The 18,162-nt window shown below is 47.7% G+C and carries 17 protein-coding genes and 1 other annotated feature; of the genes, 8 read left to right on the forward strand and 9 right to left on the reverse strand.

The genetic code is table 11. The features are described from left to right. Nucleotides 1-106: 106 nt before the first annotated feature. The 3 genes from ACY2IG_RS05710 to ACY2IG_RS05720 all read left to right on the forward strand — a co-directional run bounded on the left by ACY2IG_RS05710 (nt 107) and on the right by ACY2IG_RS05720 (nt 3,819). Nucleotides 107-1,252: an FUSC family protein gene (locus ACY2IG_RS05710; RefSeq protein WP_035408788.1), complete on the forward strand. Its 1,146-nt coding sequence runs from the start codon at nt 107-109 to the stop codon at nt 1,250-1,252. Between the two features lie 70 nt (nt 1,253-1,322). Further along, nucleotides 1,323-1,527: a binding site (T-box leader), on the forward strand. Nucleotides 1,528-1,587: 60 nt separating this feature from the next. Next, complete coding sequence (locus ACY2IG_RS05715; RefSeq protein ID WP_462618461.1) at nt 1,588-3,237, forward strand: aromatic amino acid hydroxylase; 1,650 nt, start codon at nt 1,588-1,590, stop codon at nt 3,235-3,237. 60 nt (nt 3,238-3,297) lie between these two features. Continuing rightward, on the forward strand, nt 3,298-3,819 hold the full coding sequence (locus tag ACY2IG_RS05720; RefSeq protein ID WP_462618462.1) for a pyrophosphohydrolase domain-containing protein: 522 nt from the start codon (nt 3,298-3,300) through the stop codon (nt 3,817-3,819). Nucleotides 3,820-3,879: 60 nt separating this feature from the next. Here the strand turns inward: ACY2IG_RS05720 and ACY2IG_RS05725 are convergent, their stop codons facing one another. From ACY2IG_RS05725 to ACY2IG_RS05735, 3 genes are all read right to left on the reverse strand, one after another. Continuing rightward, entirely contained in the window at nt 3,880-4,176 is a 297-nt protein-coding gene (locus tag ACY2IG_RS05725) for an MGMT family protein (RefSeq protein ID WP_035408778.1), read from the reverse strand. Next, nucleotides 4,173-5,141, reverse strand: coding sequence for a cation diffusion facilitator family transporter (locus ACY2IG_RS05730; protein ID WP_035408776.1), 969 nt, complete (start codon nt 5,139-5,141; stop codon nt 4,173-4,175). The genes ACY2IG_RS05725 and ACY2IG_RS05730 overlap by 4 nt, the downstream gene beginning before the upstream one ends. Nucleotides 5,142-5,258: 117 nt before the next feature. After that, nucleotides 5,259-5,744, reverse strand: a complete 486-nt coding sequence (locus tag ACY2IG_RS05735; RefSeq protein ID WP_035408773.1) for a pyridoxamine 5'-phosphate oxidase family protein — start codon at nt 5,742-5,744, stop codon at nt 5,259-5,261. Nucleotides 5,745-5,907: 163 nt separating this feature from the next. On the opposite strand from ACY2IG_RS05735, the gene ACY2IG_RS05740 reads away from it, so the two are divergent. Continuing rightward, on the forward strand, nt 5,908-6,918 hold the full coding sequence (locus ACY2IG_RS05740) for an LLM class flavin-dependent oxidoreductase (RefSeq protein ID WP_035408770.1): 1,011 nt from the start codon (nt 5,908-5,910) through the stop codon (nt 6,916-6,918). A 19-nt stretch (nt 6,919-6,937) separates the two neighbouring features. Here ACY2IG_RS05740 and ACY2IG_RS05745 read toward each other — a convergent pair whose 3' ends face one another. Continuing rightward, the gene (locus ACY2IG_RS05745) at nt 6,938-8,206 is read right to left on the reverse strand and encodes an MFS transporter (RefSeq protein ID WP_462618463.1); all 1,269 of its coding nucleotides are present in this window, start codon (nt 8,204-8,206) and stop codon (nt 6,938-6,940) included. 120 nt (nt 8,207-8,326) lie between these two features. On the opposite strand from ACY2IG_RS05745, the gene ACY2IG_RS05750 reads away from it, so the two are divergent. Beyond that, nucleotides 8,327-9,517, forward strand: a complete 1,191-nt coding sequence (locus ACY2IG_RS05750) for a helix-turn-helix domain-containing protein (RefSeq protein ID WP_375091483.1) — start codon at nt 8,327-8,329, stop codon at nt 9,515-9,517. Between the two features lie 29 nt (nt 9,518-9,546). Here ACY2IG_RS05750 and ACY2IG_RS05755 read toward each other — a convergent pair whose 3' ends face one another. Beyond that, nucleotides 9,547-9,726 (reverse strand): hypothetical protein, encoded by a 180-nt coding sequence (locus tag ACY2IG_RS05755; RefSeq protein ID WP_462618464.1) that lies wholly within the window; start codon nt 9,724-9,726, stop codon nt 9,547-9,549. 89 nt (nt 9,727-9,815) lie between these two features. Continuing rightward, entirely contained in the window at nt 9,816-11,249 is a 1,434-nt protein-coding gene (locus ACY2IG_RS05760) for a C40 family peptidase (RefSeq protein ID WP_375091484.1), read from the reverse strand. Nucleotides 11,250-11,444: 195 nt separating this feature from the next. On the opposite strand from ACY2IG_RS05760, the gene ACY2IG_RS05765 reads away from it, so the two are divergent. Both ACY2IG_RS05765 and ACY2IG_RS05770 read left to right on the forward strand, forming a co-directional pair. After that, nucleotides 11,445-13,157 carry an ABC transporter ATP-binding protein gene (locus ACY2IG_RS05765; protein WP_035408758.1) on the forward strand — a complete coding sequence of 571 codons (1,713 nt, stop codon included), beginning with the start codon at nt 11,445-11,447 and terminating at the stop codon, nt 13,155-13,157. Nucleotides 13,158-13,281: 124 nt separating this feature from the next. Continuing rightward, the gene (locus ACY2IG_RS05770) at nt 13,282-14,142 is read left to right on the forward strand and encodes a DUF4003 family protein (RefSeq protein ID WP_035408756.1); all 861 of its coding nucleotides are present in this window, start codon (nt 13,282-13,284) and stop codon (nt 14,140-14,142) included. An 80-nt stretch (nt 14,143-14,222) separates the two neighbouring features. On the opposite strand, the gene ACY2IG_RS05775 is transcribed toward ACY2IG_RS05770, so the two are convergent. Together ACY2IG_RS05775 and ACY2IG_RS05780 are read right to left on the reverse strand one after the other, a co-directional pair. Then, nucleotides 14,223-15,470, reverse strand: a complete 1,248-nt coding sequence (locus ACY2IG_RS05775) for a lysine N(6)-hydroxylase/L-ornithine N(5)-oxygenase family protein (protein ID WP_462618465.1) — start codon at nt 15,468-15,470, stop codon at nt 14,223-14,225. Nucleotides 15,471-15,546: 76 nt separating this feature from the next. Further along, the gene (locus ACY2IG_RS05780; RefSeq protein ID WP_035408750.1) at nt 15,547-16,677 is read right to left on the reverse strand and encodes a S1C family serine protease; all 1,131 of its coding nucleotides are present in this window, start codon (nt 16,675-16,677) and stop codon (nt 15,547-15,549) included. Nucleotides 16,678-16,882: 205 nt separating this feature from the next. Between ACY2IG_RS05780 and ACY2IG_RS05785 the strand changes: the two genes are divergently transcribed. Continuing rightward, the gene (locus ACY2IG_RS05785) at nt 16,883-17,233 is read left to right on the forward strand and encodes a DoxX family protein (RefSeq protein ID WP_462618466.1); all 351 of its coding nucleotides are present in this window, start codon (nt 16,883-16,885) and stop codon (nt 17,231-17,233) included. Between the two features lie 38 nt (nt 17,234-17,271). On the opposite strand, the gene ACY2IG_RS05790 is transcribed toward ACY2IG_RS05785, so the two are convergent. Further along, nucleotides 17,272-18,036: an SGNH/GDSL hydrolase family protein gene (locus ACY2IG_RS05790; RefSeq protein WP_056060514.1), complete on the reverse strand. Its 765-nt coding sequence runs from the start codon at nt 18,034-18,036 to the stop codon at nt 17,272-17,274. Nucleotides 18,037-18,162 lie beyond the last annotated feature (126 nt).

Consider the following 18,162-nt stretch of genomic DNA (forward strand, 5'->3'; position numbering starts at 1 on the left):
TCACCTAAATCTCCTCTCCGTTTTTAAGCGGAGGGGATTTTTTGTTGAATTTTGATGGCTAACGGTGAAGAATAGAGGGCATACTGAATAAGAAGGAGGGATGGACATGGGTGGACAATCCTTACAAATCGGACCACGGACCATTAAGACAGGTCTCGCGGTCATCTTGGCGCTGTTGATCAGTAACCTGTTCAACCTCAGCCCAATCCTGCCTGCGATCTCGGCAGCGACGACACTCCTGCCTTCGGTCTATCAGACATGGAAACAATTTCTCGAGGAAGCAGAGGCCAACTTGATTGGTGCCTTTTTGACGTTACTCGCACTTTGGATTTTAGGCGATAACCCGGCGAATCCGCTTGCGATCGGGATCGTCATCATGGCAGCAATTTCGATTTTGCTAGCTTTTGGTTTCGGGCGGACGATTCCACACGTCGTCTTGATGATCATCGTCATTCTCGAAAGTGTCGCGACTGCGACCGAACCACTTTGGCAAGTCGTTTTGATCCGCTACTTGCTCGTCATGCTCGGGATCGGTTGTGCACTCGGCATCAATGCGTTGATTTTCCCGCCACGTTACGGCAATGTCTATTACCAGAAAGCGACGAAACTCTTTGAGAAACTACTCGTCGTCACGCGAGCAATTGCCTTTGAAGGCAAGGTCACCCCATATCGGGCAGCAATCGATAAGATGGGACGTTCGCTCCTTGAGACACAAAACCTGTTCAACCTACACAAGGAAGAAATTAGAGGAACGCGTCAGAAGCATGCCTCGCTTCTACGGAACCTGCTGATCCTCAAACATATGCAATCGTGCCTCGAACGTGGCGTCGCGACGGCGGAGCGCTTCAGAGAACGAGAGAAGGCACTTGATTCGATTGCAGACGATCTTCGAAGTGAACTGTTCTATCACTTGATGCACATCGCCCAGCGACAAGAGAAAGTCTTGCTGACATACGATCTCCTGTTGACGGAAGAACCGCTCGCGATGGAGGATCTCGTCAAAGAGAACATTGCCTTCGTCAAGCACTCTTTTCTCGACCGTGATGAACTCGAGGAAGAAGTCATCATGGAAATTTTACCGATCGTCGTCTCGATGAACGAGTGGATACAAGAACTCGAATCCTTTGAAAAACGGCTCAATGGTGGGCTTCGTCGCCATATCACATCATTGACGATCGAACAAAAATCAGTCCGTGATAAAACATTTAATCGATTTAAACGTAAAAAAGCCATTGACGAAAGTAAAAAGTAAGCGTATAGTCCTCCTTAACGATACTTTACTTGCTAAAAGCATAACAGTATAACAGCATAACAGAACGAAAGATTAAGCGATGATGAAACCGAAGTAAAGACCATCTCCCTGTTTCAGAGAGCACGTGGCGCTGCGAACGTGTACACAGATGGTGTTGAATTACAGTTTCTGAGCTTCTTGCATAAGCGAGCGGAGCAAACCGTTATCCCAATCATGAGTGACTCAGTTGATGACTGGGTAATCAGGGTGGTACCGCGGCTTTCGTCGCCCCTGTCGAACGATACGTTCGGCAGGGGCTTTTTTGTTATCTTACATTCATTCAAGGGGGAACTCATATGTCTACACCAATCATTCCAAGTCACTTACGTCCACATGTCGCACCACAGCACTACGAAGACTACACGCCAACAGATCATGCCGTTTGGAGATACGTCATGCGACTGAATTTAAATACGTTACAAGATACAGCACATCCAGCATACCTCGAAGGGCTTGTTGCATCGGGCATCAGCCCGGAACGGATTCCAGATGTACGTGAGATGACAGCGAACCTAAGCCGTGGAGGCTGGGGAACAGTCGCTGTCGATGGTCTCATTCCTGGCGTCGCCTTCTTCGATTTCCAAGGACATGGTTTATTACCGATTGCAACCGACATCCGGAAGGTCGATAACATTCTCTATACACCAGCACCGGATATTCTGCACGAAGCAGCGGGGCATGCACCGATCTTGATGAATCCGGTCTACGCGGAATTCGTTCGTCGCTTCGGTGAGATCGGGGCACATGCCTTTAATCATAAAGCCGAGCATGACGTATTCAAGGCACTAAAGAAATTGACGATCGTCAAAGAGAGTCCATTCTCGACGTCAGCCGATATCGAACAAGCTGAAATTGAGCTTGCAGAGACACGGACACACGTCAAAGGGATTTCGGAAGCGAACGAAATCTCACGTCTGTTCTGGTGGACGGTTGAATTCGGTTTGATCGGTGATATCGACAACCCACAAATCTACGGGGCAGGTCTTCTATCATCAGTCGGTGAAAGTCGCCATTGTTTGACGGACGCGGTCGTTAAACATCCATTCTCGCTTGAAAAAGCACTTGCGACGAAACATGACGTGACGAGCATGCAAAAAGAACTCTTCGTCTGTGAATCGTTTGAACAACTCCGCGACGCACTTGAAGAATTCGCTCAATCGATGTCCTACATTCGCGGTGGCATCCACGGACTGACGAAAGCCGTTGAATCAGGCAACCTGTCGACGCTCGTTTTCGACAGCGGTCTCTCACTCGTCGGTGTTCCTGAAACGCAAGAAATTCACGATTCGCTGCATATCGTCAAACTGACTGGACCGACAGCGTTGGCTGCAAACGGTGAAGTGTTGACAGGTCAAGGACTTGCAGATCATCCGGAAGGCTTTACACTCCTTCACGGCAAGGAATTGAACGAAGTATTGATGCAAGTCAAAGTCGGTGAACGTCTCGACTGGGCGGAAGGAAATGTTCACGTCACAGGTGACATCACAGCAATTCAAAACGTCAATGGTCACCGGGCACTCGTCGTCTTAGAAGTAGCAACGCTCTCGAACGATGGGAAAACGATGACGATGGACCGGATGGAATTGATCGTCGGTGACATCACGTCAGCATTCCCGGGAACGGAAGTTGAAGCACTGAAGCCAATTCCAGAAACGATCGAGTTCGAACGAATCGAGCGTCCGTTGACAGCGGCTGATCCAATCTTTGAAGTTGTTCGTGAGATTCGCGAAGGACGAGCCGGTCGGGAACGGTTGCCGCAACTAATCGACCAGACACTCGTCCAGTTACCGGACGCTTGGTTACTCCGCCTCGAATTACTTGAGTTAGCGGATGAAGTCGACCAACCACGTCTGGTCGCTGATCTCGAGCGTTTAAAAGCAACGTCCGCACAGCGAGATGAATTAATCACGCGCGGGATGGCATTACTCGACGTCGTTCATCAATGAGTCGAACTCCGGTTCTGAACCTGTTAGAATGGAGACATTCGGTAAAAGGGGATGATCGGTATGACAAATTATTATCAAGACGTAAAGGAATTCCACCGTGTGTTTTCACACCCTGGTGCAACGACGCCAACACCAATGACGGTTGATCGTGGGATTAAACGCTCGACCTGGACGGCAGAAGAAGCGGTCGTTGAATTCTTGCATCAAACGGCGACAAGTGAAGCAGAGTTCCTCGAGGCGATCGAACGTTTCAAGTCAGGGCTTGATACAGCGGTCGAAAAATCGCTCCAGATGAAACAACCCGAAACAGATGTCGAACGACTCGTTGGACAAGGGGATGCCTTGACGGACGCGCTCTACTTCATCATGGGAAGCTTTGTTGAGATCGGGCTTGATCCGGCTCCATTGTTTGAGATCGTTCAACGTGCCAATATGGCGAAGCTTGGACCGGACGGAAAACCAATCTTCCGAGAATCTGACCAAAAGGTCATGAAACCAGAAGGCTGGCAACCACCGGAACCACAGCTTGAAGCAGAAGTACGTCGACAAATTGCTTCGGCTTCGAGTATGTCAAAAGCTTGATTCAAAACAACAAAAAGAGGGATGACTGGTACATACACCGGTCATCCCTCTATTTTTCATCTATTCACTTCTTACTTGATAACGCGATAAATCGAGTTGACGGATTGTAAGGAACTCGACACCTTCTGCTTCAAGTGCCAGCCGTTGTTCATCGCCTTCGAGCGATAGTTTTCCGCCAGCAGCAAGGACGCGGTGCCACGGTAGACGTTCCGTCGTACTCATGCTGTGAAGAATCCGCGCCACTTGTCGTGCGCTACGCGGATGACCGGCGAGTCGAGCGACTTGCCCGTACGTCATGACCCGACCAGCAGGGATTGAACGGATGATGGTCAGGACATCTTGCGTGAACGGTGTCATGACTCGTCAGAAGCAACGACATACTGTTGAATCTTATCGTCTTCGTCAAAGCCGATCGTCACATCGATGATGCCTTGTTGCAAACGGATCTGCAGTTCAAGGCGGTCCTTGATGTCGTCTGCTTGAGCGATCGTCAACGTCGGATCAACTTCGATTTCAACTTCGACGTGGAAATGATCGCCTTCTTTAATAACTTCCAGTTTACTAATGTCTTTGACGTCTGGGTCTTTCATGATCAGTCCGCCGAGACGTGCTGCCATCGTCTCATCGGCTTCACCAAGTGCACCAGCTGCGTTTTGCAGGAAGACGTTTCCGACGACGTAAAACATCATCAGCCCGATCAGGATAGAAGCAATTCCTTCTGCCTGATGAAACGGTGTCACATGTGAGATGATGACGGCGATCATCGCGACGATTCCGCCAGCCGTTGCGACTAAGTCTTCAAGGAACACAAGGCGTGTCGCTGGTTTTGCTTGCTTCAGTGACCGGAAGCTGTCGAGGATGAGGCGTGGTCCTTTTGAGTCCAATTTCGCATCATGCGCGATTTCCTGCATTGCTTTAAAGAACACACCACTTTCTAAGACGACCCCTGCGAATAAAACGGATAACGTGATCCAGAAGCCTGTCGATTCTGTCGGTTCGATGATGTGGGCAATCCCTTCATGAATCGTTTCGTAGGCCATGATGCCGACAAAGAGGATTGCGCCTAACAAGACGAGATTGACGAGACGACCAAAGCCATTCGGGAACCGTTTCGTTGGTGCTTTTTTACTGAGGGCAGAACCGATGAAGACGAAAAATTGATTGGCAGCATCCCCGAGCGTATGCATCATTTCGGCGAACATCGCGACATTTCCCGTCAGGACGTAGGCAATTGCCTTGATGATGGCGATGATAGAGTTGACGATGCCTGCCGTCAACGCAGACCGGTTACCCCGGCGTAATAACGTAAAAAATTCTCCCATGATTGTACTCCTTTTAGTTAAGTTACGTATTAGTTCATTTTATTATGTTACATCATTTTGAGAAAAACGACTATCTTCACATGAAAAAACCCACGCAAGCTGCGCGGGTTTAACTCGTCAAGATAAGTCGACTGTTTTATTGATTTCGTTCTCATCGTCTTTGCCGACGACTTTCTTCAAGACTTGTTTGACGGACTTTGTCGTGTTTCCTGTTTCCCAGTACTCAGCAGCTTCCGTGTTGACCTTGATCAAGACGACTTTCGGATCTTCGTATGTCGTTCCAAGATATGCTTCGTAACGTGGGCTCCAGAGCTCTTTTTTTCGTTCGATGTCTTCGACGAGTTCTGCTGTCCCACGAATCGAGACGTATGATTTGTCGACGTACGCGACGTTAACACTCGGATTCTTAAGTAATTCTTGATACTTGTCCGTTTCTTTTGAAGTGAGGAACCAGAGGTCACCATCAAATTCAATATCCTGCGTTTGCATCGGACGCGATACGAGTCCTTCTGCTGCAATCGTCGTCAGCATCGCTGTCTCGATTTTATCGATCAGTTTCTTGACCGTTTCGACTGCTTCTTGATTCGTAGTATGCGTTGACATGTAGCTCCACCTCATTCGTTAGATTTTTATGCTCACGTAAGGATTGTTCCCTGAATTTTAAAATAAAAACGTCCCCATGACAGAAAGAAGCAGTTTCGTTGCACGGTACAACGAGGAGGCGTACAGTGTAAGTACGCATTCGAAAGAAAAAGGAGAGACATATATGAAACTTAGTATTTTAGACCAATCCCCGGTCTCTAAAGGACAATCCCCATCTGATGCCTTACACGAAACGGTCGAGCTCGCAAAAATCGCGGACGAACTCGGTTATCATCGCCTGTGGGTATCCGAGCACCACTTTGCAAAAACACTAGCCGGTTCGAGTCCGGAAGTCTTGATCGCGTATATGGCAGCCGTGACAAAACAGATTCGCCTTGGTTCAGGCGGCGTCATGTTGCCACATTACAGTGCCTACAAAGTTGCGGAGAACTTCCGTGTCCTCGAAGGACTTGCTCCGAACCGGATTGATCTCGGTCTCGGTCGGGCACCAGGTGGTATGCCCCTTGCGACGCGTGCGTTACAAGAAGGTTCGTCGCCACGGTTTGGTGGAGCTGATTATGGTGAGCAACTTGATGATCTCGTCGACTACCTGAAAGACGGGGCACCTGCCGGACACCGGTTCGCGGGACTCGTCGCCACACCAGAAGTCGATACGACACCAGAAGGCTGGTTGCTCGGATCAAGTGGTGGTAGTGCCTTGAACGCCGCACAACGCGGATTCGGATTTGCTTTTGCTCACTTCATCAATGGACAGGGTGGTCAGGAAGTAATGGATTACTATCGTCATAATTTCATGGCGACGTCGTTTAATGAGACACCACAAACACTCGTTTCGATCTTCGTTACATGTGCCGAAACGACGGAAGAAGCAGAACGTTTGGCGTCAAGCCTTGATTTATCTCTGCTCTTACTCGAAAAAGGGGTCTCGTCAACAGGAACGCCGACACCGGAAGAAGCAGCAGCGTATCCGTATACGTTCCAAGATCAGTTCCGGATTGCTGAAAATCGGAAACGGATGATCGTCGGTAACCCGGAATCCGTTGCGAAACAATTACAAGAGCTTGCCGATTCATATGGAACGGACGAAGTGATGATTGCTTCGATGATCGCAGACAAACAAGCAAAACAACAATCATTAAAATTAATCATGGACGCTGTCAAAGCGACAGTCTGATTTATACGCACGTCCTTTCTCACGAAGTGAGGGAGGACGTGTTTTTTGCGTCTACTACTGGAATGCGTTCGGATACGATGTCTTTACGCAATCGGAAGAATCCGAATAACGCTGCACCGAACAAGCCGACTGTACCGACTGCAAGTAGCACGATGATAGACACATGATCACTCAGTAAACCAAATAATAGGGTACCAATCGGCATCATCGCCATGGCGACCGATTCAAGGACACCGATGACACGCCCGAGGTAAGCTGGATCAGTCTGTTTTTGCACGATGAGTTGTAGCGGAATGTTCATCCGTAAGACGAGCATGCCGTCGATGAACAATAGAATCATGAAAAAGGGTAGTAGTAGAGCAGAGGGAACGTAGCCGAGTAAAGCAAGTGCAGGAAGCGCATAACAAGAGGCGATTAAAAAGAGCGACTCGAATATCGTGCGTAACGGACGTTTCACCGTAAAGCGAGGTAAAGCAAGAAGCAACGAAGCGACGAGAAGACCGGCACCTAGTGCGGACTCGACCAGTCCAAACCGAAATGGTGTGAATTGCAGTCGATTGAGCAAAATAATCGGTAACAAGATTTCAAAAGCAACAAAAAAGAAGTTCAGGACGATCGCCATCAGGACGAGTGTCGTCAATACTGGTTGACGGAACAGATAGCGGTAGCCTTCTTTAAACTCCGAGATGAAAGACGGAGTATCGGTAGTAACCAGAGGAGAGGTATCCACTGCAAGAAAGCGGAGGCGGCTATTCCACCAGGCAGCAGAAGCAAACAAGAGAAACGGTAAGATCAAGAATTGCGTGATGGAGACAGTGGCGATAAGCAGTCCCGCAACGAGTGGAGCAGTGATCGTTGAGGTCGATTGAATCGTCGAGAAGAGTGCGTTCCCGCGTTGTAACTCCTCTTCTTGTACGAGTCGCGGTAACGAGCTTGATAAGGTAACGGACAGGAACGTCGACAGGCTCGTCAAAAGGACACTAGCGATGATGTAATGAACGGTATGTAGAGGGGCTTGTAACGAATAGAGCAAAAGTCCAAACAAGACGAGTGCACTTAAGCTTTCGGTCATGACGATGATTCGTTTCCGGTTCCAACGATCAGCGAGGACACCAGCAACCGGTGAGAGCAAAATCCGTGGCACTGATCCTGCAAGCAGGACGAGCGCAAACTGAAAACCAGACGACGTTTCCCGTAAGACGGTCAGTCCGGCGACGAACGTAAAGAGACTAGCTGCGAATAATGAACAAAACTTTCCGAATAAGACACGCTTTAAATTAAATGACATCCTGTTCACTCCTTCAGAGTTAAATTTTATTGAACTTTAGTGTAGAATAAAGGAGTGGAAGAAAAATGTAAAGATAAAGTTCAATATAATTTAACTTTTATGATAAAAGGAGTGACCAGTGTGTTAGGGGAACGTATCAAACAGATCCGAAAACAGAAAAAAATGACGCAAACGGATGTTGCGACCGGCATCATCACGAAGTCAATGCTCAGTATGGTCGAAAATGGGAAAGCGACACCGTCTGTTCCCGCCTTACAGGCGATTGCTAGGCGATTACAGGTGACAGTCGAAGAATTAATGCTCGATCCGCGAGATGTTCAGATGCGGGAACTCATCGAAACAATCCGTTCGCGGCATACCCCATATTTTTCAGACGAAAAAATTCAGGAACTTCTAGAACCTTACTTGGTTCCGGAAACGACTTCCTATTGGCAAGGGCAGGTCTATCATAAATACGGCGATGCCCTCCGAGCGTCTGACCCGGAGCTTGGTTTGATATATTATGAGAAAGCAGAGCGGATTTTTCAACAGCTCGGTCGTCAAGATGAGCAGTTGCTCGTTCAGATCTCGAAAGTCTATTTTTTATTCAATCTCAAACGGACAAAGGAAGCGTATGAGCTGATCGAAGCAATGGATGTACCACGCGAGATTCCACTGGCGCCAAAAACCTATTTAAATTTCCAAATCTTGCGTGCGCTCCGAGCAAGTTTGTTCGATGATCACTATACAGAAGCGATCGCCTTATTGCGTGAAGGGGTTCAGTATATGCGGGAGCAAGATGTCTATTATCATGTCATTTCGTTTCAACGTTTCCTCGGATTGTTTTTATATCTAGAAGGGGAAATCGAACAATCACGGCAAGAGTTTGATCGATTGGAGCAGTTTTTTGCATTTAGTGAAACGACTGCCGTCGGACGAATCGAAGTCGATTTGACGAAAGGACTCATCGCGATTTTTGAAAACGATACGGACGGCATGCAAATGGCGTGGGAAAAACTCGTCACTGTGGCGATCGATGACGCGAAACATTACATCGGACAACTCGAAGTCCATCTCCTTGTCAATGGCATCGAATTACCGAATCAGACGCTGCAGCAGAGCGTCGATAAGATATGGGAGATGCAAGATGCCTGGCTTGCTGCGAGTGGATTCGACCAAGCGATGATGTTACAGACGCTCGTACTGGCGATGCAACGAGGGATTGGTCAGGAACGACTGGAGGATGTTTTACGATTGAAGGATGACCTTCAAAGTGAACGGCTCAAAGGCGATCTTGAGCGAGAGATACAAGCATTGGTTAATGTTCAATGACGAAAAAACAGGCATGAAGCGCACTCGCTTCATGCCTGTTCGTGTGAGGATGTCGTTCTTCTGAAAATCAATAAGACGCATGCGGCGACGGAAACGATCAAGTGACCGATATAGACGTCTCCCGTCTGGATATAATACAAGAGCATCGAGCCACCAAAAATCAATAAGGCAAGAAAGAGAAGTCGGACATAAAGTGTTTTGTAAGACATGCGGACACATCCTTTCCATATCCAGTATATCCCAAAAAGGGGTGTTAAGACAAAAAAACATCCACCCCGAAGGATGGATGAAAAATGTCTTAAAGTGATTTAAAGCCTAACAGCTTTTGTGTCCAGTAACGTTCTGAAAGACGGCTGATGCCAAGAGCTGGTTCATTCGCATGGATGAACTGGTCGTTGTTCAGCATGATGCCGATATGTGTTGGACCAGCGGCATACGTGTTTTCGAAGAAGATGATATCGCCGCGTGTTGGCTGACGAAGTTTCGAAAGTTTCGCCCCAAGATAACGGTCATCATTCCAGTAACCGTTGACGTTCGTCCGTCCGACAGAATAGCCAGCAGCATTCAACGTGTAATTGATGAAACCAGAGCAGTCGAAGCCACCGTTGACTGGATTGCTTGAGCCCCAGCGATATGGCGTTCCAAGATATTGTTGCCCAATCGAAATCGCACGTTCCATCAATGTTGAACCAGGAACGGTCGTTACAGGTGGTGTCGTTGGAGTGACCGGAGGCGTCGTCGTGACGGATCCCGTCGTGATGTAACTCTTCGCGACATAGTAAAGACCAGTTCCAATCTTGATCTGGTACCAGCCGCTATCTTTTCCTGTCGTTTCACCCGTGACATTGACTGTCGAACCGTGTCCGACTTGTGTGAAGACTTTAGACGACGTCGAAGGTAACGTACGGACATTCAATCCAGTTGGTGCGTTGACGCGATACGTCTTCGAAGCATCAACCGGCGTCAAAGAGACTCCAGGCGTCGTCGGCGTTGTTGGTGGTGATGCTTTTGTTGAAGCTTTGACATAGGTCGAAGCGACATATGCTTCTTTTCCGTCGAGCTTGACTTGGTACCATGAATCAACGGCACCTGTGACATCAAGAACCGTCTGATGCGGTAATGTCTTGTAGATTTTTGCATTCGTCGCTGCAGCAGTCCGAGCATTCAAGCCTTCCTTCGCATTAACCGTGTAGACTTTCGATCGATCGACCGCTTTAACGACTTGTTTGACGGGAGTCGTCACTGGTGGTTTGGAATCCGTCATGACGTTTGATGTCTTTTTACTGACTAACGTCGCATGGACATAGGCCGTTTGTTTCTTATATGTGATTTGGTACCAATCACCTGATTGTTTCTGAACAGTCAAGACAGTATTCTTTGCCAGTTTTCCGAGTGATTTCGAACTCGTCGTTGCTTTTTGCCGGACGTTGACGGCATCGGTGTTCGTTATGTAGGTCGTAGTTGTCGGAGCCTTTTCCGTCGTTGCTTTGACGTATGCTGAAGTAATGAAAGCTGGTTTCGACTGATAGCGGATTTCATACCAGCTGTTGACTTTCTTGACAGCTGTCAGCTTCGTACCTTTTTTTAGAGTCGTGATGACCTTCGCGGAAGTCGAGGCAGCCGTGCGAATGTTGACGTTATCCGTCAAAGTCAGTGTCGTTGACGCGGCTGAAACCGGAATTGTGGTACCGACCAAAGCGAGCGTCGTGAGGGCGAGAACGGTCTTTTTCACGTGACATAGCTCCTTCCAAGAGATAGGTAAAAATCGTTGTTACCATTTTGTCATAAAAAGTGCTGATTCCCCTGAATTAAAAATATAATTTTTGTCTGGAAAACTGTAATACCGTTTTTCAAAAAAACGAATAGGTAGAAGGAGTATTTTCAAAAAAGTTCAAGTACACTAGAAGTACTCGGAAGGAGGCTACACATGTTACACCGTTTTTATCAGTATTATATCCCACATAAACGTTTATTCTGGCTCGATTTCACGTCTGCCTTATTCGTCGGGGTTTTAGAACTTGCGTTTCCACTCGCAGTTAAATGGTTCATCGACTCCTTGTTACCAAACGGAGAGATGAACTGGATCATCCTTGTCAGCGTCGGATTATTAGCGTTATACGTTATCAGTACGCTAATGCAATTCGTCGTCAACTATTTCGGACATAAGCTCGGGATTAATATCGAGACCGATATGCGTCGTCAGTTGTTTAGTCATGTTCAGAAACAGTCGTTCCGTTTCTTTGACAATACAAAGACGGGTCATATCATGAGCCGGATCACAAATGACTTGTTCGATATCGGGGAACTAGCCCATCATGGTCCGGAAGATGCGTTCATTGCCGTCATGACCTTGCTTGGTGCATTCTCGATCATGCTGACGATCAATGTGCCGCTTGCCCTCGTGACGATCATTGCTGTGCCATTCCTGATCTGGTTGATCAGTTATGCGAACGTTCGGATGAATAAATCATGGGACCGGATGTACGGTAATATCGCGGAAGTCAATTCACGCGTCGAGGACAGTGTTTCCGGTGTCCGTGTCGTCCAGTCGTTCACGAACGAAGCTTACGAAATCGAGCGTTTTGAAAAAGACAACGCAACGTTCCGTCAGTCGAAGATCAATGCCTACAAGGTCATGAGTAAGAGCCTGTCCGGCATCTACTTGACGACTCGTTTGATGACACTTGCCGTCTTAGTCGTCGGTGCGTACCTGACATATCGCGAAGCCTTAACGGCAGGAGAACTCGTCGGCTTCATTCTCTACATGAATATCTTATTGAAGCCAATCGATAAGATCACGGCATTGCTTGAGATGTATCCGAAAGGGATGGCGGGCTTTAAGCGATTCCTTTCGATGATTGATGAAGATGCGTCCTTACCTGATGCGCCAGATGCGCTCGTCGTTGATCGCTTGAACGGTGGCATCACCTTCAAGGATGTCGCATTTGGATATGAAGCGGATCGTCTAATCTTAGAACACATTAATCTGACGGTCGAACCTGGTCAGACGGTCGCATTCGTCGGAACATCCGGGGCAGGGAAGACGACGATCTGTTCTTTGATTCCACGTTTTTATGATGTTCTAGATGGCGCAATCACAATTGACGGAATTGATATCCGGCAAATGACGAAGGAGTCACTACGTCAACAAATCGGTATCGTCCAGCAGGATGTCTTCTTGTTCTCAGGGACGATCGCTGAGAACATCGCCTACGGTGATCTGAATGCAACGCACGAAGACATCGTGCAAGCGGCGGAACGTGCCCACCTCGGACCGATGATCGCGGATCTTCCGGATGGGTATGCCACACAAATCGGCGAACGGGGACTCAAGTTATCGGGTGGACAAAAGCAACGACTTGCCATCGCACGGATGTTCCTAAAGAATCCACCGATTCTGATTCTGGACGAAGCAACGTCTGCCCTTGATACGGAAACGGAAGCACTCATCCAAGAGTCGCTGGCCGAACTGTCTGAGAACCGGACGACCCTCGTCATTGCGCACCGTTTAGCGACGATCCGGAATGCGGATAAGATTTTCGTCGTCACGAAAGACGGGATCGTCGAAGAGGGCTCGCATGACGAGTTGATGGATCAAGGTGGTTATTTCTCCCGTTTGTTAGAGAGACAACGAGTTTGAATCGATTTGAAAGAATGTAAAAGCAATGGACATGTTCCGTTGCTTTTTTTGTGCGTTTAAAAATATGATTGTGCAAGCCATTTTTAGGGAAAACGATGCATAGAAAAGAAGGAGAGGTGGAAGGATGTACGGTCAATTCTGTGAGAATTATGATGAGAGCTATCCCGTCTTGCGGGAGGAATCGTCGCATGATTTCCATCGTTTTTTTGCGCTGTCCTACACGATTCACGATACTGTCTTTGAGCAGAATGTCTACGAACGTCTGATGCGAACGATCAAACACAAGACATCTCGCTTTTCAGCGTTACGGAGCCGCTATACACCATTGCTCGTTGCCCATGTTCAACTGAATAGCACGGATCCTGATGTCCTCATCGAAGAAATCATCGTCGCTGAAAAGAAGATTAAACATCGATTGATTCGTGATAAAGGAGTCCGACCATTTTTTGCACTCAATGAAGTACTGAACCGTCGACAAGGGATTGATGCGTTTCCCTACATGGAACGCTTGCATGCGACACGACCACATCTGAATGCTGCGAAGCAGTATGTCGTGACATCGACTTTGCTTGAACAGCACCCACTACCAGATACGTTTTTAGAACGCGTTGATACGTTTGAAGAGTGGCTTGCGCAATATATGGAACGGACGAGTGAACGTGTCATTACGGCGCAGATCTTAGCAGCGCATCCGGATGCGTCAGCGCAACAAGAACGAATCGTTGCTTGGCGGGAACTACTTGAACGGCGAGAAATCATTATTTGGGATCGTTTAATGCCGCTTCTTGCGTTATTACCATCGATGGAACGTGTTGATTGGATTTACGTGACCCGGATCGTCGATCGGGAGCGAGCACGGAATCGTTTTTCAGACGAAGTCAACTGGTTGATTGCCTTTCATCTGTTACTGGCTAAATCAGGAGTGACACGGGTGCAAGCTACGTTATTGTTACTGGCTGCACTAGAACTAACGAAAAAACCGTGACGTGAAGCATTGAAATAGACAAAACGGACGAGGTATGGCGCGCACCATACCTCGTCCGTTTTACTGTATGCTCATCTGACTTAATCAAACGTCGTAAACGTCGCATGTTGTTCGACCGGATAAAGTTCCGTACCGGCGACAGCGTTCAAGATCAACTGATTCCGCGAAACAGACATGCCGAGATTATCAGCTGCTGGACCATGTGATAACTCTAAATTAGCGGTTGCGTAAAGATGATGCGCCGTCTCGACGGAACGCACGATTTGATAGTCCGCGTCGACTTTCCAAGCGTTGGGTGCTTCGAACACGATATCGAGTCGATCAATGAAGCTTGGAAGGGATGGCGAAAAGCCGGTTGCCGCGATGACAGCATCTGTTTTGGACGAGCGTTCATCTTCGAGCTCTTGATGTTGCATCGCAATCGTGAACCGTTCGTCATAGGTAATCTTTTTCACTTCAAGATTCGCGCGAATCGCGACTTGTTGCTGTTCTTCTTCCGTCAAATCATAGAGGTGGGCATAGATCGATTGCAGGGTCTCTGGACTGATGCCGTTCTGAGACCGGGCGAATTTCTTGACCGACTCTTGTCTTACTTCGAGTGGGAGTTGGTTGAAATACGTCACATAGCTCGGTGAAAAAATTTCTTCTCCGAGTTTACCGGTCTCGAGTGTCTCAAACAGTGTCGAACGCGCAATCCATTCGAGTTCAGGACGCTCTGGAGCAGGTGTCGTCAAAAGATCAAGGAAGATCTCGGCAGCACTTTGACCGGAGCCGACGATACTGATTTTTTTGCGCTGCAACAGTTCTGCCTTTTTCATGACATACTGTGTATTGTGAATGACACGCTCGTCAAACGTGTCTGGAATCGCGGGCTTTGAGCCAGTACCGATGACGACGTTCCGTGCTTCGAACGTTTCCCGTTTCCCGGTTGTGACATCTTCGACGAGGACCTCAAAACTATCACCGGTATCTTGCACATCGACGACGCGGGTTGAAAATCGTAAATCATTAAGCTGTGTCGCCACCCAGCGTAAGTAATCATTGTAACCTTGTCTTGAAATCAGAAGTTTTTCATAGAAGTAAAACGTGTGGAGACGTTGGATCGATCGTAAGTAATTAAGGTAAGAAAATGCGCTCGTCGGATCAGCAAGTGTGACGAGATCGGAAATGAAGCTTGTCTGCATCATCGAGTCCTGAATCATCATGCCGGGATGCCATGAGAATTGTTCGCTTTCGTCAAAAAATAACGTTTTTAAATCTGTCGGATGAGCCAGTGCGCTCAACCCTAAATTCATCGGACCAATGCCGATACCGATTAAGTCATACATAGAAAAAGCCTCCCAATTCGATATTGTTCTAAAACAATACCCGAAAAGGAAGGCGGACGAAACGTCAGGCTGAAGTTTACAGCTGGTCGGTCGTCGTTGTTTTTGTCTCGACCGTCATCGTTTTTCCGTCACGGATGATTGTCAGTGAGAGTGGACCGTCTGATTTGATGAGTGCCGTTTTGATATCGACGAATCCTTTAATCTCGGAGTCGTTGATTTTCGTGATCACGTCACCTGTTTTCAGTTTAGCCGCAGCGGCTGGACTGTTCGGTTCGACTGACATGACGACGACACCTGTTTTTTGACTGTCTGGTAAGTTAACTTGATCTTTTAAATAACCAGCAGGGAACGCCGCCACATCTTGTAAGGAAACACCGAGTGTCGGATGTTCGACTTTACCGTTCGTCTCAAGTTGTTTGAGGATTGGTAATGCATCATCGATTGGAATACTGAAACCGACACCTTCAACACCCGACTCGGCAATTTTCATCGAGTTGATACCGACGAGTTGTCCTTGTTCATTGATCAAGGCACCGCCTGAGTTACCAGGATTGATCGCGGCATCCGTCTGGATGACCGTTGTATTAAAGTCGTCTTGTCCATCGTTATTCGTATCGACCGGTACAGTCCGGTCTTTCGAACTGACGATTCCGCGGGTAACGGAATTTTGGAATTCACCAAGTGGATTACCAATCGCAAGGACAGTCTGTCCGGCTTTTAAGTCAGCCGATTTCCCGAGTGTGATGACTCCTGGAACGTCGTTTGCGTCGACTTCTAACACGGCTAAATCATACGTTTCGTCACTACCGAGTAATTTGGCTTGCAGTGTTTTACCGTTGTTAAGTGTGACATCGAGTTTTGATGCGCCATCGACGACGTGGTGGTTCGTAATGATGTATGCTTTTCCATTCTCTTTTTTATAAATGACACCAGATCCCGAGCCGGCAGCTGCTTCTTTTTGCGACATCGCATTACCGGTTTGATAATTCGTCACCGTTACAACGGATTTTTGAGCAGTGGCGACTGCATTCGTCACTGGATCATTCGACGTCGTCGAGACTTGTTTTGGCATTCCGTTTGAGAGTGGTGTGTCCGCGACCTGTTGTTCTTGATCGAGTAAAATCGGAAACGCGATCGTTGCCGTCAGAACGGCACCGATGATTCCTCCAGTCAATCCAGGTAAAAGTCCTTTTGTTTTTCCAGCCATAAGTCGTCATCCCTTCCTGTATGATTTCTGACTTCATCATAGCAAATGAAGCGACTTGTCACCTGATTACGGGAGACATTCCGAAATGACTCATCATTCCCCATAATTCGACGACAATTTCTAAAAGTTGAGATAATCGGATCAGTTCGATACACTGAAGCTGTTTCGAATGAATCCGTAAAGTGGAAAGAGAGAGTGAAAGATCATGCTATTACGTTTAGTCTATGGAGCAGGATTATTGTTTGCGGGAGTTGGTCATTTCCGCAACGAGAAAGGGTTTGTCAGCATCATGCCGTCGTTCATTCCGTTCAAGCGCTTTTTCGTCCAAGTAACGGGTGTGATCGAGATCGCTTATGGTCTCATGCTATTGACAGGAAAAGGAGTACATCTCGTTCGTAAGACGCTTCCGGCCTTTTTGTACGCGGTCTTACCGGCAAACGTCAATATGGCCGTCAATCCGAAACCGGTCAATGGGAAGCGCCTTCCATCATGGTTGCTCTGGACACGTTTGCCGCTTCAATGGGGACTCATCACCTTGGCCAAACGCCTGAAATGAATCGGAACAAAAAGCCGCCATTTAGGCGGCTTTTTGTTTTAGAAACGTTTATTGACAGCAAGTAATGCGGCTTTTGCGATCTCTTCATAGGTAGAGTCGTTCGGATGGAACTGATCGCTTGATAAATCACGTTTGACGTCGCGAACGAGATTGAATGTGTCGATGATTTCGACGTCATATTCAATCCCGAGCGTCCGGGATTTAGCATTCCAGTCTTGCACGATCGCATCGAACGCCTCACCGTTTTCCGTTGCACGGAAAGGATTATAAAGTCCGACGTAGAAGATGACAGCATCCGGATTTTGTTCGCGCAGAATCCGGAACGTCTTTTTTAAGTTGTCTTGAGCCGTCGTAATCGTCGCGGCCGTTTTCTTTGCATCGAAATTCGTGACACCTTCGCCACGATTGAACAAGTCATTTCCGCCGATCGTCACCGAGATGACTTTCGCTTGACTGACTGAGCGTAGGACTTCTTTTTGTTTGAGTTGTTTTAATAAATTTTCCGTCCGGGCACCACTGACGGCAAGATTCTGAAAACGCTCGACCGTGTTCGCTTTGACAAGGTCGCGTCCGACAAGAGCAGCATAACTATTTCCGTTAGATGCTCCAACACCACGCGTCAAGGAATCACCAAGCGCGACGTACGTTCCGCCTTTTTTGACAGGTTCTTCCTTTGTTGGTGTGAGGACGGCACGCTTCGGTGGATTGACGACGTCACTATAGGCGTTGACGAAACCGTAACCAAACAGTGCGGTCAGTAAGAGTGAAACGGTTAAAAACAGGGGCCAGCGTAATCGCTTCATGAACGTTCCTCCTTCTAGGTTCTATCCTGATTGTAGCAAATGTAGAAAGAATGTGCGGAAATGAAGTGTTCTGACAAGTCAAATGATTCATTATTCCGCTAGAATAGACAATAAGAGGTGAGAGAC

Source organism: Exiguobacterium sp. EF_C8 (assembly GCF_054956715.1).

Coding starts and splice junctions, on each gene's coding strand:
- ACY2IG_RS05710 (WP_035408788.1), top strand. CDS start 107: ATGGGTGGACAATCCTTACAAATCGGACCACGGACCATTAAGACAGGT.
- ACY2IG_RS05715 (WP_462618461.1), top strand. CDS start 1,588: ATGTCTACACCAATCATTCCAAGTCACTTACGTCCACATGTCGCACCA.
- ACY2IG_RS05720 (WP_462618462.1), top strand. CDS start 3,298: ATGACAAATTATTATCAAGACGTAAAGGAATTCCACCGTGTGTTTTCA.
- ACY2IG_RS05725 (WP_035408778.1), bottom strand. CDS start 4,176: ATGACACCGTTCACGCAAGATGTCCTGACCATCATCCGTTCAATCCCT.
- ACY2IG_RS05730 (WP_035408776.1), bottom strand. CDS start 5,141: ATGGGAGAATTTTTTACGTTATTACGCCGGGGTAACCGGTCTGCGTTG.
- ACY2IG_RS05735 (WP_035408773.1), bottom strand. CDS start 5,744: ATGTCAACGCATACTACGAATCAAGAAGCAGTCGAAACGGTCAAGAAA.
- ACY2IG_RS05740 (WP_035408770.1), top strand. CDS start 5,908: ATGAAACTTAGTATTTTAGACCAATCCCCGGTCTCTAAAGGACAATCC.
- ACY2IG_RS05745 (WP_462618463.1), bottom strand. CDS start 8,206: ATGTCATTTAATTTAAAGCGTGTCTTATTCGGAAAGTTTTGTTCATTA.
- ACY2IG_RS05755 (WP_462618464.1), bottom strand. CDS start 9,726: ATGTCTTACAAAACACTTTATGTCCGACTTCTCTTTCTTGCCTTATTG.
- ACY2IG_RS05765 (WP_035408758.1), top strand. CDS start 11,445: ATGTTACACCGTTTTTATCAGTATTATATCCCACATAAACGTTTATTC.
- ACY2IG_RS05770 (WP_035408756.1), top strand. CDS start 13,282: ATGTACGGTCAATTCTGTGAGAATTATGATGAGAGCTATCCCGTCTTG.
- ACY2IG_RS05775 (WP_462618465.1), bottom strand. CDS start 15,470: ATGTATGACTTAATCGGTATCGGCATTGGTCCGATGAATTTAGGGTTG.
- ACY2IG_RS05780 (WP_035408750.1), bottom strand. CDS start 16,677: ATGGCTGGAAAAACAAAAGGACTTTTACCTGGATTGACTGGAGGAATC.
- ACY2IG_RS05785 (WP_462618466.1), top strand. CDS start 16,883: ATGCTATTACGTTTAGTCTATGGAGCAGGATTATTGTTTGCGGGAGTT.
- ACY2IG_RS05790 (WP_056060514.1), bottom strand. CDS start 18,036: ATGAAGCGATTACGCTGGCCCCTGTTTTTAACCGTTTCACTCTTACTG.